Raw genomic sequence first — 16334 nt, 5'->3', positions numbered from 1 at the left:
TCGCTCCCGGGTCAGGCGCCGACGGTGTCGGCGTCGGCGGACGGCCGCCGCGCGGCGCGCGTGTAGCCGGTGTAGTCGGTCCCCGGCGGGTCCTTCCGTTCGTCGAACCCGCCGGGCACGACCGTGCGGCCGAGCCTCTGCCGCACCTTGTAGCGCGCGATGCCGAACCAGAACCGCGGGTCGGCGGCCATCTCCCTCAGGGACCTGTCGAGGTTGAAGACCTTGGCGAAGGTCTGCTCGACGTAGGCGTCCTCGCGGCTCGCGGCGTTGATCGCGTTGAAGACCGGCCAGCTGAGGCGGGCGGCCAGCCGGCGCCGCCAGCGGGGGGCGACCTCGCTGCCGGTCGCGAAGTCGTACGCCTGGTCGCGCGCCATCGCGAGCATCCACGGCACGTCGAGGGACTTCTTTTGCCGGGCCAGGAACTCGCGGGTGAACGCCGCGTCCAGGGCGCCGCGGCCGCGCAGCAGTTCGCCGAGGATGAGCGCCGAGCGGGCGGCCGAGCTCATCCCCTGCGCGTAGAACGGGTTGAACGCGCAGATCGAGTCGCCGATGCCGACCAGCCCCGCCGGAGGCGCGTCGAGCAGGTCGAAGCGGCGCCACCTGTTGCCGGTGGAGCGGGTCAGGTGCACCTCGGAGATCGGGGTGCAGGCGCGCGCCGCCGCCCCGAAGGCCGTGGCGCGCACCCGGTCCACCGCGGCCTCGAACGCGTCGGCCTTGCGCGGCATCGGCAGGCCCCAGGACCCCATGCACACGATGGCCCGGTCGCCCTCGATCGGGAAGAAGTTGCTGAGGAACTCGTGCTCGTCGGGATGGGTGCCGGTGTCCTGGGTGGGCGTGATGACCAGGTGCTTCCACCACCACGTGCTCGGGCGCCGGTCGGCGGGCGGCAGGTCGTACCAGCGGGAGGTGTAGGTGACCTTGGCGTCGAGGGTGCGCTCGGGCGGGGCCGGCCAGCCGGCCGCGGTGAGCCAGTCGGCGACCGAGGAGCCGCGGCCCAGCGCGTCCACGACCAGGTCGGCGGCCAGCGCCTCCGCGCCGCCGTCGTCCGTGCCGAACTCGACGCCCTCGACGCGGCCGCGCGGGGTGCCGCCGCCGGAGGTCCGGAGCCCGGTGACGGTCGCGCCCTCGCGGATCTCGATGGCCGGCGACTCGCGGACCTTGTCGCGCAGGACCCGTTCGATGAGGACGCGGGAGCTGTAGACCATCGTCATCGAGCCGGACTTGCGCGGCGCCCAGCCGTCGTTCTCGCAGTAGGCGGCGTCCATCGACGGCATCAGGCGCATCCCGCCCGCGGCGATGAGCGCCTCCTCGAACCCGGGGAAGATCTCGCCGATGGCGCGCCGGCCGGAGTTGAGGAGGAAGTGCGGGTGCTTGCTCTGCGGCACGCCGCGGCGGTGCTCGGCGTCCGGTGGCAGCCGGTCCCGCTCCAGGACGACCACCCGGTCGAAGTGCTTCGCGAGCACTCCCGCCGCGCACAGCCCCGCCACGCTGCCGCCGAGCACCACGGCCGTCTCTCCGCGCATCCCGAGCCTCCATTCATACAGATGTTGCATGAATGTATGATCTGAGGCGTGGCGGGTCAACAGCCCGCCTCCGAAGGCGGGCCCCGGAGGCGGGATCCGGCCGGCCGCTCAGCCGGCCGGCCGCTCAGCCGGCCGGCCGCTCAGCCGGCCGGATGCAGGGCCGTGGCCGGGCTGAAGGTGACCGGGAGGGCGGCCAGGCGGCGAACCCAGAACGAGGGGAGCCACATCAGCTCTTCGGGCCGTACCGCCAGGTCGATGTCCGGCAGCCGGTCGAGCAGCACCTCGACCGCCGTCCTGGCGATGATCTCGGCGAGTTCGGGCGCCGGGAACGGGCAGCCGTGCTCGCCGTGCCCGAAGGACAGGTGGGCGCGGTTGGCGACGCTCTCACCGTGGGCGGGTGGCTGCACCTGCGGGTCCGCGTTGGCCGCGGCCCAGCCCAGGATCAGCATGTCGCCGGTGCGGATCCGGCGCCCGCCCAGCTCGCAGGAGTGCACGGCGAAGCGGCCGATGTTGTTCTGGGACGGCGTGTCCTCCCACAGCACCTGGTTGAGCGCCTGCGCGACGCTGCCGCGGCCGCCCTGGAGCGTCACCGCGAACTGGTCGTCGACCAGCATCAGCCGCAGCGCGTTCCCGATCCAGTGGCCGGTCGGCAGGTGCCCGGCGCTCATCATCGGGATCAGGTCGTTGACCAGCTCGTCCACGGTGAGGTCCGCGGGGTGCTGCAGCATGCGGGACGTGACGTCCGGCCCGGGACGCACCCTGCGCGCCTCGGCCAGCGCGCGCATCCGCTCCTGGAGGCGCTGGTGCGCGGGGACGGCGTTCTCGTCCGAGCCCGCCACGGCCATGACGTCCCGGATCATCTCGGGCACCTCGGCGTCCGGGACGCCGAACAGCCCCGCCACCACCAGCGGCGGGAGCCGGTCGGCGAACTGGCTGATCAGGTCGGCCTCGCCGTCCCCGGCGAACCCGTCGATCAGCCGGTCGGCGACGCGCTCGCAGCTGTCGCCCAGCTCCGTGCGGTCGACGGCGTCCAGCGCGTCGCTGATCGCCGCGCTGCGCCGCTGGTGCTCCTGCCCCTCGGCGAGCATCACCGACGGGTTCCAGCCGACGAACGGCAGCAGCGACCAGTTCTCCGGCACCATGTCCCACGCGTTCCAGCGGCGGGTGTCGCGGGCGAACAGGCCGGGGTTGCCGGTGACGTGGTTGACCTCGCGGTAGCCGATCACGTACCAGGCGGGGACGTCGCCTTCGAGCAGGACCGGCACGACCGGGCCGTGCTCGCGGCGCATCTGCTGGAAGAAGTCCCGCGGCCGCTGGTCGAACTCCGGCCCGTACAGGCGGACGGCGCCCTCGTCGATGTGCGGCCGGACGGCCTCTTCGGTCACTGCGCGGCCTCCTGGAGAGCGGCGGGCCCGGCGAGCGCGCCGGGCGCGGAGGGGTCGTGGAGGGTGGTGAGGTGCCGGACGAGCGTGATCAGCACGCTCTTGCACGAGTCCCGGACCCGGGCGTCGCAGTCGACCAGCGGGACGTCCGCGCTCAGCGACAGCGCGTCCCGCACCTGGTCCAGCGAGGGCCGCGGCCCGGGCTCGTCGAACCGGTTGACCGCCACCACGAACGGCATCCTGTGGTGCTCCAGCCGGTCCAGCGGGTAGAAGGAGTCCTCCAGGCGGCGGGTGTCCACCATGACCACCGCGCCCAGGCTGCCGGAGAACAGCTGGTCCCAGACGAACCAGAACCGCTTCTGGCCGGGCGCGCCGAACAGGTACAGCACGCGGTGGTCGTCCAGGGAGATCCGGCCGAAGTCGAACGCGACCGTGGTCGTCCGCTTGTCGGCGACGCGGCTGGGGTCGTCGATGCCGACACCGGCCTTCGTCATGACCTCCTCGGTGCTCAGCGGGCGGATCTCGGAGATCGAGCCGACCATGGTGGTCTTCCCGACGCCGAACCCGCCCACGATCACGATCTTCAGGGCGTCCCGGGCGGTGCGGCGCAGCGGCACCCCGCCGGCGGGGCCGGCCGGCGCGGCGCCGCCCCCGGGGTCCGCCGCGTGGTCAGAGGTCTTGGAGTCCAACGAGCACCTGCTTCAACGTTTCCAGGTCGGCCAGGTGGGTCGTCGCGGTGGCCGACGTCGGATGGCGGACGGTGATGTGGCCGGTGTCGCGGAGGTCGAGCAGCAGGATCTTCACCACGCTCACCGGGAGTCTCAAATGCGAGGACAGCTCGACCACCGCCACCGGCTCGTGGCGGCACAGCCGCAGGATCGTGACGTGCTCGGACTGCATCCCGGGCGCCGCCTCGTTCTCGGCGACGACCAGCGTGACCAGGTCGAAGTCCGCGCCGTCGGCCCGGCTGCGGCCGCGGGTCACGGTGTAGAGCCGGTCCGGCCCGTCGAGGTCCAGCGGGCGCGGGTTCATCTCGGCGCGGGAGTGCGCGGTGCCGCGGTCAGATAGCCGCCGATCTGCTCCACGAGTTCGTTCATGCTGTGCCCGACCAGGCCGACGTCGGCGTCCTCGTGGGCCACCACGGCCAGGTGCGCCCCCTCGCCGGCCGGGATGATCAGCAGCAGCCCGCCGGCGAACTCCATCATCGACTGGCCGGCGCCGGCGCCGCTCCCGAACTCGTGGGAGGCGGTCAGGGACAGGCTCTGGATTCCCGAGGCGATGGCCGCGAGCTGGTCGGCCCGGTCGTCGTCCAGGCCGCGGGTGTGGCAGATCTTCAGGCCGTCCCTGGACAGCACCAGGACGTGCTGGATCCCGGGGGCCCGGTCCGCGAGGGACGCCAGCAGCCAGTCGAGTTGACGCTCATCGGTGCTCATCAAGATCACGGGACGGCGCCCGCCGCGGATGCACGCCCCTGCCTCCTATCTGTCGATCTGCGATCCGGGCGCGGATGCCCGGGCCGCGGCCCTACTGGTCGGTGTCTTCGGGGGACGCACTGGACGCGGGTCCGTCCTCGGCCGTCCGGCGCCCCGAGGCGGACTCGCGGAAGGCGGCGAACCGCGCTCCCGGGTCGCGGGGCTTGGGGGCCGGCGCCGCCTGCCGCCCGACCGTCCCGGTGAGCGTGGCGCCGCGGCGCCGCTTGGGCAGGTACGGATCCGTGCCGGAGCCGTCCGCGCCGGGGCCGTCCGCGGCGGGCGCCGCCGCGGAGGCCCCGACCGCGGCCGGGACGCGTTCCGCCGAGCCGGGCAGGGGAGTGCCGCGGGGGGCGCTCTGGACGGACTCCGCCAGGGTCTCCCCGGAGGCGTCGCCGGAGGGGTGCGAGATGAGCCGGCGCGGGATCAGCACCACGACGCCGATGCCGCCGCGCGAGGACGGCCGGAAGCTGACCCGCAGGCCGTGCTTGCCCGCGAGCCGTCCCACCACCGCCAGGCCCAGCCGGGTGCCGGGCAGCGAGGTCAGGTCGGCGGCCTCGGAGACCAGCCGCTCGGCGCGCTCCCGCTCGCGCTGCCGCATGCCCAGGCCGCTGTCCTCGATGGTGACGACGACGCCGGCGTCCTCCTCCTCGGCGTAGACGTGCACGGCGGTGCCGTGCGGGGAGAAGTTCGCGGCGTTGTCCATCAGCTCGGCGAGGACGTGCATCACGCCCTCGGCGGCGAACCCGGCGATGGCGGCGTTGCTGACCGAGTGGTACTGGACGCGCTGGTAGGAGGCGATCCGGCCCATGGCGCCGCGGATGACGCTCTCCAGCACGATCGGCCGGGTCCAGCGCCGCCCGGTGCGCCCGCCGCTGAGCAGCGCGATGCTGTCGGCCAGGCGCCCCATCTGGGAGACGTGGTGGTCGAGGTCGAGCAGGTCGCCGAAGACCTCGTCCTCGTGGTACTGGTCCTCCAGCTCGCGCAGCCGCGCCAGCATGCGGGTGGTCTGCGCCTGGATCCGGGCCGCCGCGCTCGCGCAGGAGGCCATGGCGGACGCCCTGGTGCGCTCGCCCGCGGCGAGGTCGTCGGCGAGCCGGTGCAGGAGCCGGTCCAGCGCCTCGTCCGCGGGCGCCGGAAGCTCGGCCAGCACGGACGCCGCGGAGGCGCGGTCGCCGCGGACCCGGTCGATCAGGGTGGGCAGCGTCGAGTCGGCCAGCCGTGCGGCGTCGCCCTGCAGGGCGGCCAGCTCGGCCCGCGCCCGGGCGGCCTTGTGCTCGCTCACGGCGACGCCCTCCGCCACCACGCGCACCAGGCGTCCGAGCAGATGGTCGGGTACGGTCCGCAGCTCGGCCAGCGTCTCGTTCGGCGCCGCCCCTTCGTGGAGGCGGGCGATCAGCGCGGGCAGCGGCCCCTCGACCAGTTCGCTGAGCCTGCGCTCCAGCCGGTCGCTCTCGGCCTGCGTCCGGGCGAGCCGGGCGCGGGCGGCCCTGGCCTCCTGGAAGTGGTAGGCCGCGACGCCGACCGCGAGGCTGAGCGCCAGCGCCGCCGCGCCGCCGCCGGCCGCGACCAGCGCGCGCGACCGCTCGTCAACGGCCAGCAGCGTGCCCAGCCAGGCGCCGCCGGTGACGATCGCCGCGGCCAGCCAGATCCAGAACGCGCGTTCCAGCGCGGCGCGCTCGATGCGTGCTCGACCTGCTCGTGTTGCCATCCATCGTGTCCTTGTGAGCGTTGGTGACTGGCGCCGGAATCGTCGGTCCACTGCCTGGCGGCCATAACGGAATAAGGCGTGATAAGGATGCACCATAACGCTCGTGCGCACAGCTAGTTACAGAAAACGCGGATCTCTCCCACACGCGGCAAACGTCACATCTCTGACCAGGGCGGACGGGCGCGGCCCGGCGGCCGGAGCCGCCGGGCCGCCCCGGAGCGGTCCGGGACGTCCGGGGTGTCAGGGGCGGACGGTGCCCAGGGTGACCGGCAGGGAGAGCGGGCCGACCGTGAAGAACGACGGGGAGTAGGGGATTTCGCCCGGGTCGATGGCCAGGGCGAGGTCCGGCATCCGGCGGTACAGGGAGGCGAGCGCCAGCCGGCCCTCCAGCCGCGCGAGGGACGCGCCGATGCAGTAGCGGGGGCCGTGGCCGAAGCCGATGCGCCCGTTCTGCTCCCGGGTGATGTCGAACCGGTCCGCGCTCTCCCCGTGCTCCGCCGGGTCGATCCCGCTCGCCTGGTACACCACGCCGACCGCCTGCCCCTTGGGGATGGGCACGCCGGCGATGGTGACGTCCTCCGCGGTGAAGCGGAAGCTGGTCATCATCACCGAGTGGCGGTACCGCAGGGTCTCCTCGACCACGTCGCCCCACCGGTCCCCGGCCTTGGCGAGCGCCAGCTGGTCGGGGTTCTGCGCCAGCGCCACGATCGCGTGGCCCAGCAGGTGGACGGTGGTCTCGTGGCCGGCGACGAGCATCAGCCACAGCACGCCGACCAGTTCCTCGGTGGTGAGCCGGTCGCCCTCGTCGCGGGCCTGGACCAGGCCGGAGGTGAGGTCGTCGCCGGGCTCCCGGAGCTTGCGCTCCACCAGCTCGTGCAGGTACGCCTGCAGGGCGTTCTGCGTCGCGAACGCCTCTTCCGGGGGAGTGGTGTGCGCCAGCAGCGCGGCCGTCCAGCGGCGCATCTTCGGCCGGTCCTCCGCGGGCACGCCGAACAGCTCGCAGATCACCCACATCGGCAGCGCCTCGGTGAAGGCCGGGACCAGGTCCACGCCGTCGCCGGCGGCCGCAACGTCGTCCAGCAGGCCGTCCACGATCTGCTGGACGCGCGGCTCCATCATCCGCACCCGGGCCGGCGTGAACGCCTTGACGACCAGCCCGCGCAGCCGCCGGTGGTCGCCGCCGTCCTTGGTGGACAGGTGCCCGCCCTGGACGATGGCGCGCAGCGGCCAGTCCTCGGGGATCGTTCCGTCGTGCAGGGCGGGCCAGTGCTTCGGGTCCCGCAGGAAGGTCCTGTTGTCCCCGGCCAGGATCTCCCGTACCGCGTCATGGGTCAGCGCCAGGTACGCCGGGACGCCTCCGGGGAACTCCACCTCGACCACGGGGGCGATCTCCCGCAGCCGTACGCACGTGTCGAGCGGCGCTTCGCCGGTGGCGGGGAAGGCGGGCAAGCTCGTTGTCATTCGACCCCATTTGAAGTTGTGGGAGGCTGTTTGTAAGACGCGTTCATGAATATCCTTTCTGATCACCTGTCGCAAGGTGACGGAAGGATTAATGGTGCGGCCCCGGTGCCGCATCAGATCTTCGTGGAACCGGAACGGTTCACCGGACACAAGTGATCGAACGAATGATCACGAGGAGGTCCGGTGAGACGAACGAACAGGGCGGTGCTGGGCGCGGCGCTGCTGGGCGCCGCGGTCGCCGTGCTGCCCGCGGTGCCGGGGCACGCCGCCCCCGGCGACCCGCCGGCGGGACGGCCGCCGGCCGGCGGATCGTGGACGGTCACGCTGCTGACCGGCGACGTGGTGAAGGTCCGCGCGGTGAAGGGGCGGATGCCGCTGGTCTCGGTCGAACCCGGCGCGGACCGCCGCAACAGGGTCTTCCACCGGGCGATCCGGCCGGACGGGACCGTGACGGTGATCCCGGCGGACGTGGCGCCGCAGGTCGGGCGGGTGCTGGACCCGAAGCTGTTCGACGTGACGGCGCTGATCCGGCAGGGGTACGACGACGCGCGCAGCCGCGAACTGCCGCTGATCGTCGCCGGCGAGCCCGGGGTGCGGGCGCTGGGCGCGCGCACGGAACGGCGGCTGGCCAGCATCGGGGCCGTGGCCGTACGCCAGCCGAAGGGGCAGGGGACGCGGCTCGCGTCCACGCTGTCCGCGCGGTCCGGGGGGATCAAGAAGATCTGGCTGGACCAGAAGGTGAAGGCGTCGAGCGCGGCGGCCGCCCCGGCGGCGCGCGCCGCCGGACTCGACCGGAACCTGACCCAGGTCGGGGCGCCCAAGGCGTGGGCCGCCGGGTACACCGGGCGCGGCGTCACGGTGGCCGTGCTGGACACCGGCGTCGACGCCGCCCATCCCGACCTCGCCGGCCGCGTGGCGGAGGCGGCGAACTTCAGCCAGGCGCCGGACACCGCCGACCGGGCCGGGCACGGCACCCACGTGGCCGCGACCGCCGCGGGCACCGGCGCGGCGGCGGGCGGCGAGCGCAAGGGCGTGGCCCCGCAGGCGTCGCTGATCTCCGGCAAGGTGCTGGACGACGAGGGCTACGGCGAGATGTCCGACGTCATCGCCGGAGCGGAATGGGCCGCGCCGCGCGCCAGGGTCGTGAACCTGAGCCTGGGCGGCACCGAGCCGTCCGACGGCACCGACCCGGTCTCGCGGGCCCTCGACCGGCTGACGGCGGAGCACGGCTCGCTGTTCGTGGCCGCCGCGGGCAACAGCGGCGGGCCGGGCGACATCGGCGCGCCCGCCGCGGCCGGCTCCGCGCTCACCGTGGGCGCCGTCGACCCCGCGGACGCGCTGGCCGGGTTCTCCTCGCGGGGGCCGCGGCCCGGCCGTACCGCGATGAAACCGGAGATCGTCGCGCCGGGCGTCGGCATCGTCGCCGCGCGGGCGGCCGGGACCTCGATGGGCGAGCCGGTCGACGCCCGCTACACCGCCGCGTCCGGCACGTCCATGGCCGCGCCGCACGTCGCGGGCGCGGCCGCGCTGGTCGCCCAGCGGCACCCGGACTGGACCGCGGCGCGGATCGAGGCCGCGCTCACCGGCTCGACCGCCCCGGCCACCGGCGGCGACGCGTTCGAGCGCGGGACCGGCCGGCTGGACGCCGGCACCGCCGTCACCGCCCCCGCGACCACCGCCACCGGGGTCGTCGACCTGGGCGCCGTCACCGGCCCCGTCACCACCGAGCTGGCCTGGACCGGGCGGCAGGGCGCGCGGCTCCCGCTGTCGGTCGAGCTGACCCGGCGGCGCGGCGGCACCGTCGCGGGCGCGGCCGGACTCTCCGCCGCCGCGGTGGACGTGCCCCCGAACGGCACTGCCACCGCGACCCTGCGTATCGACACCGCCCAGCTCAAGGACGAGCCCGGCCTGTACGTCGCGGAGGTGACCGCCGAGGGCGGGCCGCGGACGCTCGTCACGTTCGAGATCGAGCCGCCGGCCCACACGCTCACCCTCAAGGCCGCCCCCATCGGCGGGACGCCGGGCGACGCGTTCAGCGCGTACGCCTACGTCATCGACCTGAACGACGTGACACGGACCTTCGGCGACGTGGAGATCGCCGCCGGCGGCGCCACGGCGGTACGGCTCCCGCGCGGCCGCTACAGCGTGATGGGGCTGATCTCCGACGAGTCCGACGGCGCCTCCCGGACCGCGCTCGCCGGCGATCCCGACTTCACCCTGGACCGGGACATGACGGTCACCCTGGACGGCGCCGCGGCCAAGGAGGTCACCGCGAGCGTCCAGGGGCGCACCACCCGGACCGCCTCGGCGATCGCCGCCTACGTCCAGGGGAACGGGCAGATGACCTGGGCCCAGAGCCTCTACTCGGCCGATCCCGGAACGCAGAAGATCTACGCCCAGCCGACCGGTCCGGTGGGCACGGGCACGTTCACCGCGTACGGCTCGTTCCGCCTGGAGGCCCCGGGGAACGTGTGGGACCTGCTGGAGCCGCTGGGCGACCGCTTCCCCGCCGACCCCTCGGTCGTGGTGACCCCGGCCGCGCAGGCGCGGATGGCGCGCGTCGACCAGCGGTTCGCCGCCATCGACGGGGACACCTTCAAGGGACTGCGGGACAAGCGGTACGGCATCACCCCCGAGGGCCTCCTGCTCGCCGAGGGGAGCAGCGCCAACACGGCCGGGACCACCCGGACCGACCACCTGTCGACCGGCCGCGGCCTCCTGTGGAACGAGCTGGCGTCCCCCGCGGCGATCGAGGAGTGGGTGGAGCAGGAGCCGTTCACCGAGCGCGCCCCCGGGAGCCGGATCGTCAAGAGCTGGGGCGTCCAGCCGATGCGCCCCGGCCCGTACTCGGCGACGCGGGTGTCGGCCAGCGAGTGCACGCCGCTGCCGTCCGCCCGGACCCGCGAGGTGATGACCGTCCACCTCGCCGACCTCCAGGCCCGCCCGGACCGCTTCGACTGCGGGCTGCCCGACCCGGGCGCGATCAAGCGGCGGATGACCCTGCACGCGGGAGATCGCGAGATCGGCGAGTCGACCGTCCAGGCCGCCCGCTTCGCCGTTCCGCGGGCGGCCGCGACCTACCGCCTCCGGTACGACACCGACGCCTCGGCGCTGCTCGCCGTGTCGAACCGCACGTCCACGACCTGGACGTTCAGGTCCACCGGCCCCGCGGGCACCGGCACCGCCCGGCTGCCGCTGCTCACCGTCGACCACGACCTCGGCCTCGACCTGCTCAACCGGCCGGCGGGGCGCCCCGCCACCTTCACCGTCGCGCGCGTCGAGGGGACCGGCGCCGCGCCGGTCACCGGCATGCGGCTGTGGACGTCGGCCGACGAGGGCGGGACCTGGACGCCGGTCACGGTCAGGGCCCTGGGCGGCGGCCGGTACTCGGCCCCGCTCCCCGTCCCGGCCGAGGGCCAGGGCGTGTCCCTGCGCGTCGAGGCCCGCGACGCCGGCGGCAGCGCCGTCGACCAGCGGATCATGAACGCCTACCGGACCCGCTGACGCCGTTCCCGCGGCCGGGACCTCAGCTCGGCAGAACCGACCTGGTCAGGTCCCGGTCGCGGGCATCGGTGACGTAGCAGAGGACCAGGCGGTCGCCCTCGGCCCAGGTCTCCTTCGAGGGGTTCCAGTGCCAGGTCTGGATCGGGACCGGCGGCTTCCCCTCCGCCCTGATGTCCTTCCACCGGGCCGTGCAGCCGCGCTCCGCCGCCTTCTCGGCCGCGGCGTCGCCCGGATAGGCCCCGGCCGGCAGCTCGAACCGGTGGAACAGCTGGCCGTTGTGCGGGTCCCTGCATTCGGCGAGCTCGACCGTGAACGTCTCGTCCCGGGTGTGGATGAAGCAGTCGCCGGGCCGCAGCTCGTCCAGGGCGCGGTGGTTCCAGGGGCCGGGCCCGATCGGCTGCGTCAGCGGGGTGTCCTGCAGCGCCGACACGACGGCGCAGTGAACGCCGCGGTCGCCGAGCCGCCAGCCGATCCTGGTCGAGACGATCGCGTGCGCCATGCCGTTGTCGACCGGGGCCTTGGTCTTGAAGCGGCCCTGGAAGCGCTGCTCGCACCCGGCGTCCCCGCGCCGCTGGATCTCCTGGTCGCCCGGGTAGGGGCCCTTGGGCATCGTGTAGCGCAGGACCATCTCGGCCTGGTGCGGCACGCTGCACGGAACGACCGCGAGTTCGGCCCCGTCGGCGCCGCCGAAGTCGAAGCACTGGCCCGCCTTGGGGAACAGCGCGAGCGACGACTCCTCCGCCGCGTCGCCGACGGCCGTGCCGAAGGACACGGCCGCGACGACCGTGCCGCCCAGCGTCCACACCCCGGCGGCGGCGAGACCGCCGATGGCCATCCCCCTGCCGCGCTCGCCGCGGCGGCCGATCTGGACGAGCGCCGCGATGCCGAAGCCGATCGCGAACACGATCATCCCGAACAGCCCGGCGAGCAGCGCGACCAGCGCGTACCGGTTGGTCCGCGCGGCCTGGGGGCCGGGCAACGGGCCCGTCGGGGGAGGGGCGGCGGGCGGCGGCGCCGCGGCCCGGTCCGAGGGCTCCGGAAGCGAGTCCGGAGGCGTCCAGGCCGGCGCTTCGCCGGAGGACGGGTCGGCCGGCGAGGGGCTCGCGGTCTCGTCGGCGTTCGATGGCGGAGTCACGAGCGCCGAAACTACGAAACGAAGATCACGAAATGTGCGTTCCGCCGGTCGATGGCCGGTTCCTGCCACGGGTTCGTTCTAGGGAGGACCGGAGGGAGCGTTGCGTGCGCGTGCCCGGACGGCTCGGGCGGCGGTGACGCCGATCGCCGTGAGCGCGAACAGGAGCATCAGGCCGAAGCCCGCCGCGACGGCTCCCGGCGCGATCCAGCTCCGGGACCCCGGCGGGACCGCCGTGTCCGAGCCGGGCGCCATCCTCGTCCGGACCCGGTCGCCGACGCCGTGCGCGCACTTTCCCGACGCCTCAAGCCGGATTCCCGTACGGGCGTCCCCGCCGCGGTCCGGCCGGAAGTCGCCCACGCAGCCGCGAGAGCCGCCCTTCCCGGTGGAATGGCCCGTGACGGTGAGCGTTCCCGGCACGCCGCCCTTCTCGTGCGCCAGCCGGTGGTGCGTCCACGAGACGGATCCCATGGCCCCCGCGACCGCGGCCAGCGCGCTGACGAACGTCGCGAGGACGAGAAGACCGCATCCGTTCCAGCGCCTGCTCACCGTCCGCCGACTCCTTCACCGACCGGGGGACCTCAGCCTATGGGGCGGCGCCGTTCCGCTGCGTAGGGTGGGCCGGGTGGAGATCGTGCACGGCCCGCCGGGCTGGCCGCCGGAGGCGGAGGTGGTGCGCTGCCTGGGGTACCGCGCGCGCTTCGCGGAGCCGCGGGAGCGGCCGTCGGCGCCGGGCGGCGGCGTGAAGGTGATCCTGCGGTTCGGCGATCCGGTACGGTCCGCGTCCGGGACGTCGGGATCGGTGCCCGCGCGGCGTCGGCGTTCGTGGTGGGCGTCAAGGACACGCCGGGGTCCACGGTGCACGCCGGCGAGGTGCACAGCCTCCAGGTCGAGATGACGCCGCTGGGCGCGTACCGGGTGCTGGGGGTGCCGATGCGGGCGCTCAGCGGCGCCGCCGCCGACCTGGCCGACGTGCTCGGACCGGCCGCGGACCACCTGGTCGAGCGGCTCGCGTCGACCGGCGACTGGGACGCGCGGTTCCGGCTGCTGGGCCGGGTGCTGGGCGAGCGGGCGGCCGCCGCGGACGCGCCGGACCCGGCCGTCGCGTGGGCGTGGCGGCGGCTGCGCCGGTCCGGCGGCACCGTCGCGATCGGCGAGCTGGCCGCCGAACTCGGGATGAGCCGCCGGCACCTGAGCCGCCGGTTCCACCACCAGGTGGGCCTGCCGCCCAAGAGCATGGCGCGGGTGCTGCGGTTCCGGCGGGCCGCGCGGCTGCGCGCCCTGGCGCCCGAGCGGCCGTGGTCGCGCATCGCGGCCGACTGCGGCTACTACGACCACGCGCATCTCGACGCCGACTTCCGCGCGCTGGCCGGCTGCACCCCGACCGAGTTCGCCACCAGACCGGACGTCCTGGCCCGGCCGTCCTGAACGGTGTCCCATTTCTCCAAGGCGCCCGGGCGGGGGCCTCCATAGCGTCGCGGCATGCCTATCACCCTTCGTGCGGCGACGGCCGTCTCCGTTCTGGCCGCCGCGCTGCTGGCGGCCGCGATGCTCGTCGAGCAGCGCGCCGGGGCGGCGGTGCGGGCCGCGTTCTGGCCGGCGTTCTGGTCGGCGGCGCTGCTGTTCTTCGCCGCCATGGCGGACCGGCGGTGGGGACGGACGATGCTGGCGGTGCAGGCCGCCCTCACCGTGCTGCTGTCACCCGTCCTGGTGTTCGCCGAGCCCTCCGAGCTGGACCCGGCGCACCGGCCGGACGCCGCCGTGCGGCTGGCGCTGGCGTGCGCGGCCGCCCAGATCCTCGCCGTGGCGCTGGCGTTCCTGCCGCCGTCCAACGCCCACATCCGGACCGCGGCGAGGCGCGAACTGTCCCCGCCCGTACGCAAGGGCGTGCTGGTGGTGCACGTGACGTCCTCGGTGGCGTGGCTGGGCATCATCACCGTGCAGGGCTCGCTGGGCATCACCGCGGTGAGCGCCGGGGACGCCGGCACGGCGCGGGCGCTGTTCACCGCGATGCTCGTCATCGACGGCACCTTCCTCGGCCCGGCCGCGTTCTGCGCGCTGTTCAGCGGGATCGTGCTGGCCGCCGGCACCCGCTGGGGCCTGCTGCGCCGATGGTGGGTGGCCGCGAAGTTCGCCACGATGCTCGTGCTGATGGTGCTGCCGATCATCGCCTGGCAGGACGTCCCGGCCGACGGCCTCGCGCTCGCGGAGGCGGGCCGTACCGGCGCCGAGATCCGCGCCGCGCTCGGCGCCACCCCGTACCTGGCCATGGTCTCTCCCGCGCTGGCCGTGGCCGCGGTCATCCTCTCAATCACCAAGCCCTGGGGTCCGACCCCTCTGAACCGCCGCCACCGCCCCGCCCACTCCCGCTGACCCCACCACGTCGACTCGTGGCGTGTTCCCCCTTCGCGCGCCCGCCGGACGGGGAACACGCCACGAGTCGACCGCTCGGGCTAGCCCGCGTGCACGGGGGTGGCGGGCGTGGTGTCGTCCGCCGCCTCAGCCGTGTCGTTCGCGGGCGGCCTTGAGTTGATGAGGACGGCGGCGACCAGCGCGGCCACCAGCAGGATGCCCGCGGAGGTCCAGGTCGCGAGGGAGTAGCCGTGCACCGTCGCCTCCGCCAGCGCCGCCTTCGCCTGCGCGGCCTGCCCGGCGGGGTCGATCCGGTGGCCGGCCAGCCGGTCGGCGGTCGCGCTCGCCGCGATGGTGTTGAGGAGCGCGGTGCCGACCGACCCGCCCACCTGCTGCATGGTGTTGAGGGTCGCCGACGCCGCGCCCTGCTCCCCCGGCGCGACGCCGCCGGTGGCCGTGGAGATGGCCGCCATGAACGTCACGCCCATGCCGAGGCCCATCAGGCAGATGCCGGGCAGGACGCGGCCGAGGTAGGTGGCGTCGACGTCCATGGAGGCGAGGAAGGCCAGGCCGCCGGCCGCCACCAGCAGGCCGGGCGTGATCAGCGCGCGGGCGGGCACCCGGTGCAGCAGCCGGGCCGAGATCTGCGTGGAGCCGATCACCATGCAGACGGTCATCGGGAGGTAGGCCGTGCCGGTCTTCAGCGGGGACCATTCCTTGATCCCCTGGAGGTAGAAGGTCAGGAACAGGAAGACGCCGAACATGGCGACGGTGACCAGGCCCATCGTCAGGTAGGCGCCCGCCCGCCGGCGGTCCCTGACGATGTGCAGCGGCAGCAGCGGCGTCCGGGCGCGGGACTGCCGCAGGGCGAAGAGCCCGAGGATCAGTACGCCGCCGACGAGCAGGGCGAGCACTCGCGCGTCCGTCCAGTCGCGGGACTCGGCCTCGCTGAAGCCGTACACGATGGCCAGCACGCCGGCGGTGCCCAGCACGGCGCCGAGGACGTCCAGCCTTGCGCCGGTGCCGCGGCCCGGCTCCTTGAGCAGCACGACCGCGCCGGCCACCGCGACGGCCGCCACCGGGACGTTGACGTACAGGCACCAGCGCCAGTCCAGGTACTCGGTCAGCAGGCCGCCGACCAGCATGCCGACGGCGCCGCCGGCGCCGGCGATGGCGCCGAACACGCCGAACGCCTTCCCGCGCTCGCGCGGGTCGGTGAAGGTCGTGGTCAGCAGGGACAGCGCGGCGGGGGCGAGCAGCGCCGCGAAGACGCCCTGGAGGGCGCGGGCCGCGAACAGCATGCCGGGGCCGGTGGCGGCGCCGCCCAGCGCGGACGCCGCGGCGAAGCCGACCAGTCCGGTGACGAAGGCGCGCCTGCGCCCGAACAGGTCGCCGATGCGCCCGCCGAGCAGCAGCAGGCCGCCGAAGGCGAGGGTGTACGCGGTGATCGCCCACTGCCGGTTGCCGTCGGTCATGCCGAGGTCCCGCTGCGCGGACGGCAGGGCGATGTTGACGATGGTCATGTCCAGCACCACGATCAGCTGGGCGAGGGCGATGACCACCAGGCCCCACCAGCGGCGGGGATCGGGCGGCGGGGCGGCCCCCTTCGCGTCCGGGGAGCCGCCGGGGCGGGCGGGGTCGATGCCGGGCAGGGTCGTGTCGGCCATGGATGGGGCTACCTTCCTTCTTCCTCATGTCCGGCGCGTACGCCGGTCCTGACGAACACGAGACGCCGGTGCCCCCGCCGCCATAACAGCCGCGGGCATGTGACGTACGCCACCGGGCGGCGGTGTTACAGAA

The 16334-nt window shown here is 74.5% G+C and carries 13 protein-coding genes; 3 read left to right on the top strand and 10 right to left on the bottom strand.

Annotated elements, in window-relative coordinates; all coding sequences use genetic code 11:
* Positions 1 to 11: 11 nt before the first annotated feature.
* The 7 genes from ACA361_RS12935 to ACA361_RS12905 form a co-directional block, all read right to left on the bottom strand.
* Positions 12 to 1523, bottom strand: coding sequence for an FAD-dependent oxidoreductase (locus tag ACA361_RS12935; RefSeq protein ID WP_375012149.1), 1512 nt, complete (start codon positions 1521 to 1523; stop codon positions 12 to 14).
* Between the two features lie 140 nt (positions 1524 to 1663).
* A complete protein-coding gene (locus ACA361_RS12930; RefSeq protein ID WP_375012148.1) occupies positions 1664 to 2908 on the bottom strand; it encodes a cytochrome P450 in 1245 nt (414 codons plus the stop codon).
* On the bottom strand, positions 2905 to 3594 hold the full coding sequence (locus ACA361_RS12925; protein ID WP_375012147.1) for an ATP/GTP-binding protein: 690 nt from the start codon (positions 3592 to 3594) through the stop codon (positions 2905 to 2907). The genes ACA361_RS12930 and ACA361_RS12925 overlap by 4 nt, the downstream gene beginning before the upstream one ends.
* On the bottom strand, positions 3575 to 3937 hold the full coding sequence (locus ACA361_RS12920) for a DUF742 domain-containing protein (protein WP_366616640.1): 363 nt from the start codon (positions 3935 to 3937) through the stop codon (positions 3575 to 3577). The genes ACA361_RS12925 and ACA361_RS12920 overlap by 20 nt, the downstream gene beginning before the upstream one ends.
* A complete protein-coding gene (locus ACA361_RS12915; protein ID WP_375012146.1) occupies positions 3934 to 4338 on the bottom strand; it encodes a roadblock/LC7 domain-containing protein in 405 nt (134 codons plus the stop codon). The genes ACA361_RS12920 and ACA361_RS12915 overlap by 4 nt, the downstream gene beginning before the upstream one ends.
* A 91-nt stretch (positions 4339 to 4429) precedes the next feature.
* Positions 4430 to 6085 (bottom strand): sensor histidine kinase, encoded by a 1656-nt coding sequence (locus ACA361_RS12910; RefSeq protein WP_375012145.1) that lies wholly within the window; start codon positions 6083 to 6085, stop codon positions 4430 to 4432.
* A gap of 240 nt (positions 6086 to 6325) precedes the next feature.
* Positions 6326 to 7546, bottom strand: a complete 1221-nt coding sequence (locus ACA361_RS12905; protein WP_375012144.1) for a cytochrome P450 — start codon at positions 7544 to 7546, stop codon at positions 6326 to 6328.
* A 183-nt stretch (positions 7547 to 7729) separates the two neighbouring features.
* On the opposite strand from ACA361_RS12905, the gene ACA361_RS12900 reads away from it, so the two are divergent.
* Positions 7730 to 11050 (top strand): S8 family serine peptidase, encoded by a 3321-nt coding sequence (locus ACA361_RS12900; RefSeq protein ID WP_375012143.1) that lies wholly within the window; start codon positions 7730 to 7732, stop codon positions 11048 to 11050.
* Between the two features lie 22 nt (positions 11051 to 11072).
* On the opposite strand, the gene ACA361_RS12895 is transcribed toward ACA361_RS12900, so the two are convergent.
* The gene (locus ACA361_RS12895) at positions 11073 to 12185 is read right to left on the bottom strand and encodes a septum formation family protein (protein WP_375012142.1); all 1113 of its coding nucleotides are present in this window, start codon (positions 12183 to 12185) and stop codon (positions 11073 to 11075) included.
* A gap of 78 nt (positions 12186 to 12263) precedes the next feature.
* Entirely contained in the window at positions 12264 to 12731 is a 468-nt protein-coding gene (locus ACA361_RS12890; RefSeq protein ID WP_375012141.1) for a hypothetical protein, read from the bottom strand.
* A gap of 279 nt (positions 12732 to 13010) precedes the next feature.
* Between ACA361_RS12890 and ACA361_RS12885 the strand changes: the two genes are divergently transcribed.
* On the top strand, positions 13011 to 13610 hold the full coding sequence (locus ACA361_RS12885; protein WP_375012140.1) for a helix-turn-helix domain-containing protein: 600 nt from the start codon (positions 13011 to 13013) through the stop codon (positions 13608 to 13610).
* A gap of 54 nt (positions 13611 to 13664) precedes the next feature.
* Positions 13665 to 14555 (top strand): hypothetical protein, encoded by an 891-nt coding sequence (locus tag ACA361_RS12880; protein ID WP_375012139.1) that lies wholly within the window; start codon positions 13665 to 13667, stop codon positions 14553 to 14555.
* An 80-nt stretch (positions 14556 to 14635) separates the two neighbouring features.
* On the opposite strand, the gene ACA361_RS12875 is transcribed toward ACA361_RS12880, so the two are convergent.
* Entirely contained in the window at positions 14636 to 16201 is a 1566-nt protein-coding gene (locus tag ACA361_RS12875) for an MFS transporter (protein WP_375012138.1), read from the bottom strand.
* Positions 16202 to 16334 lie beyond the last annotated feature (133 nt).

The organism is Actinomadura sp. 21ATH (assembly GCF_041951345.1).
Classification (GTDB): Bacteria; Actinomycetota; Actinomycetes; order Streptosporangiales; family Streptosporangiaceae; genus Spirillospora.
This window is presented reverse-complemented; position numbering and strand designations above follow the sequence as displayed.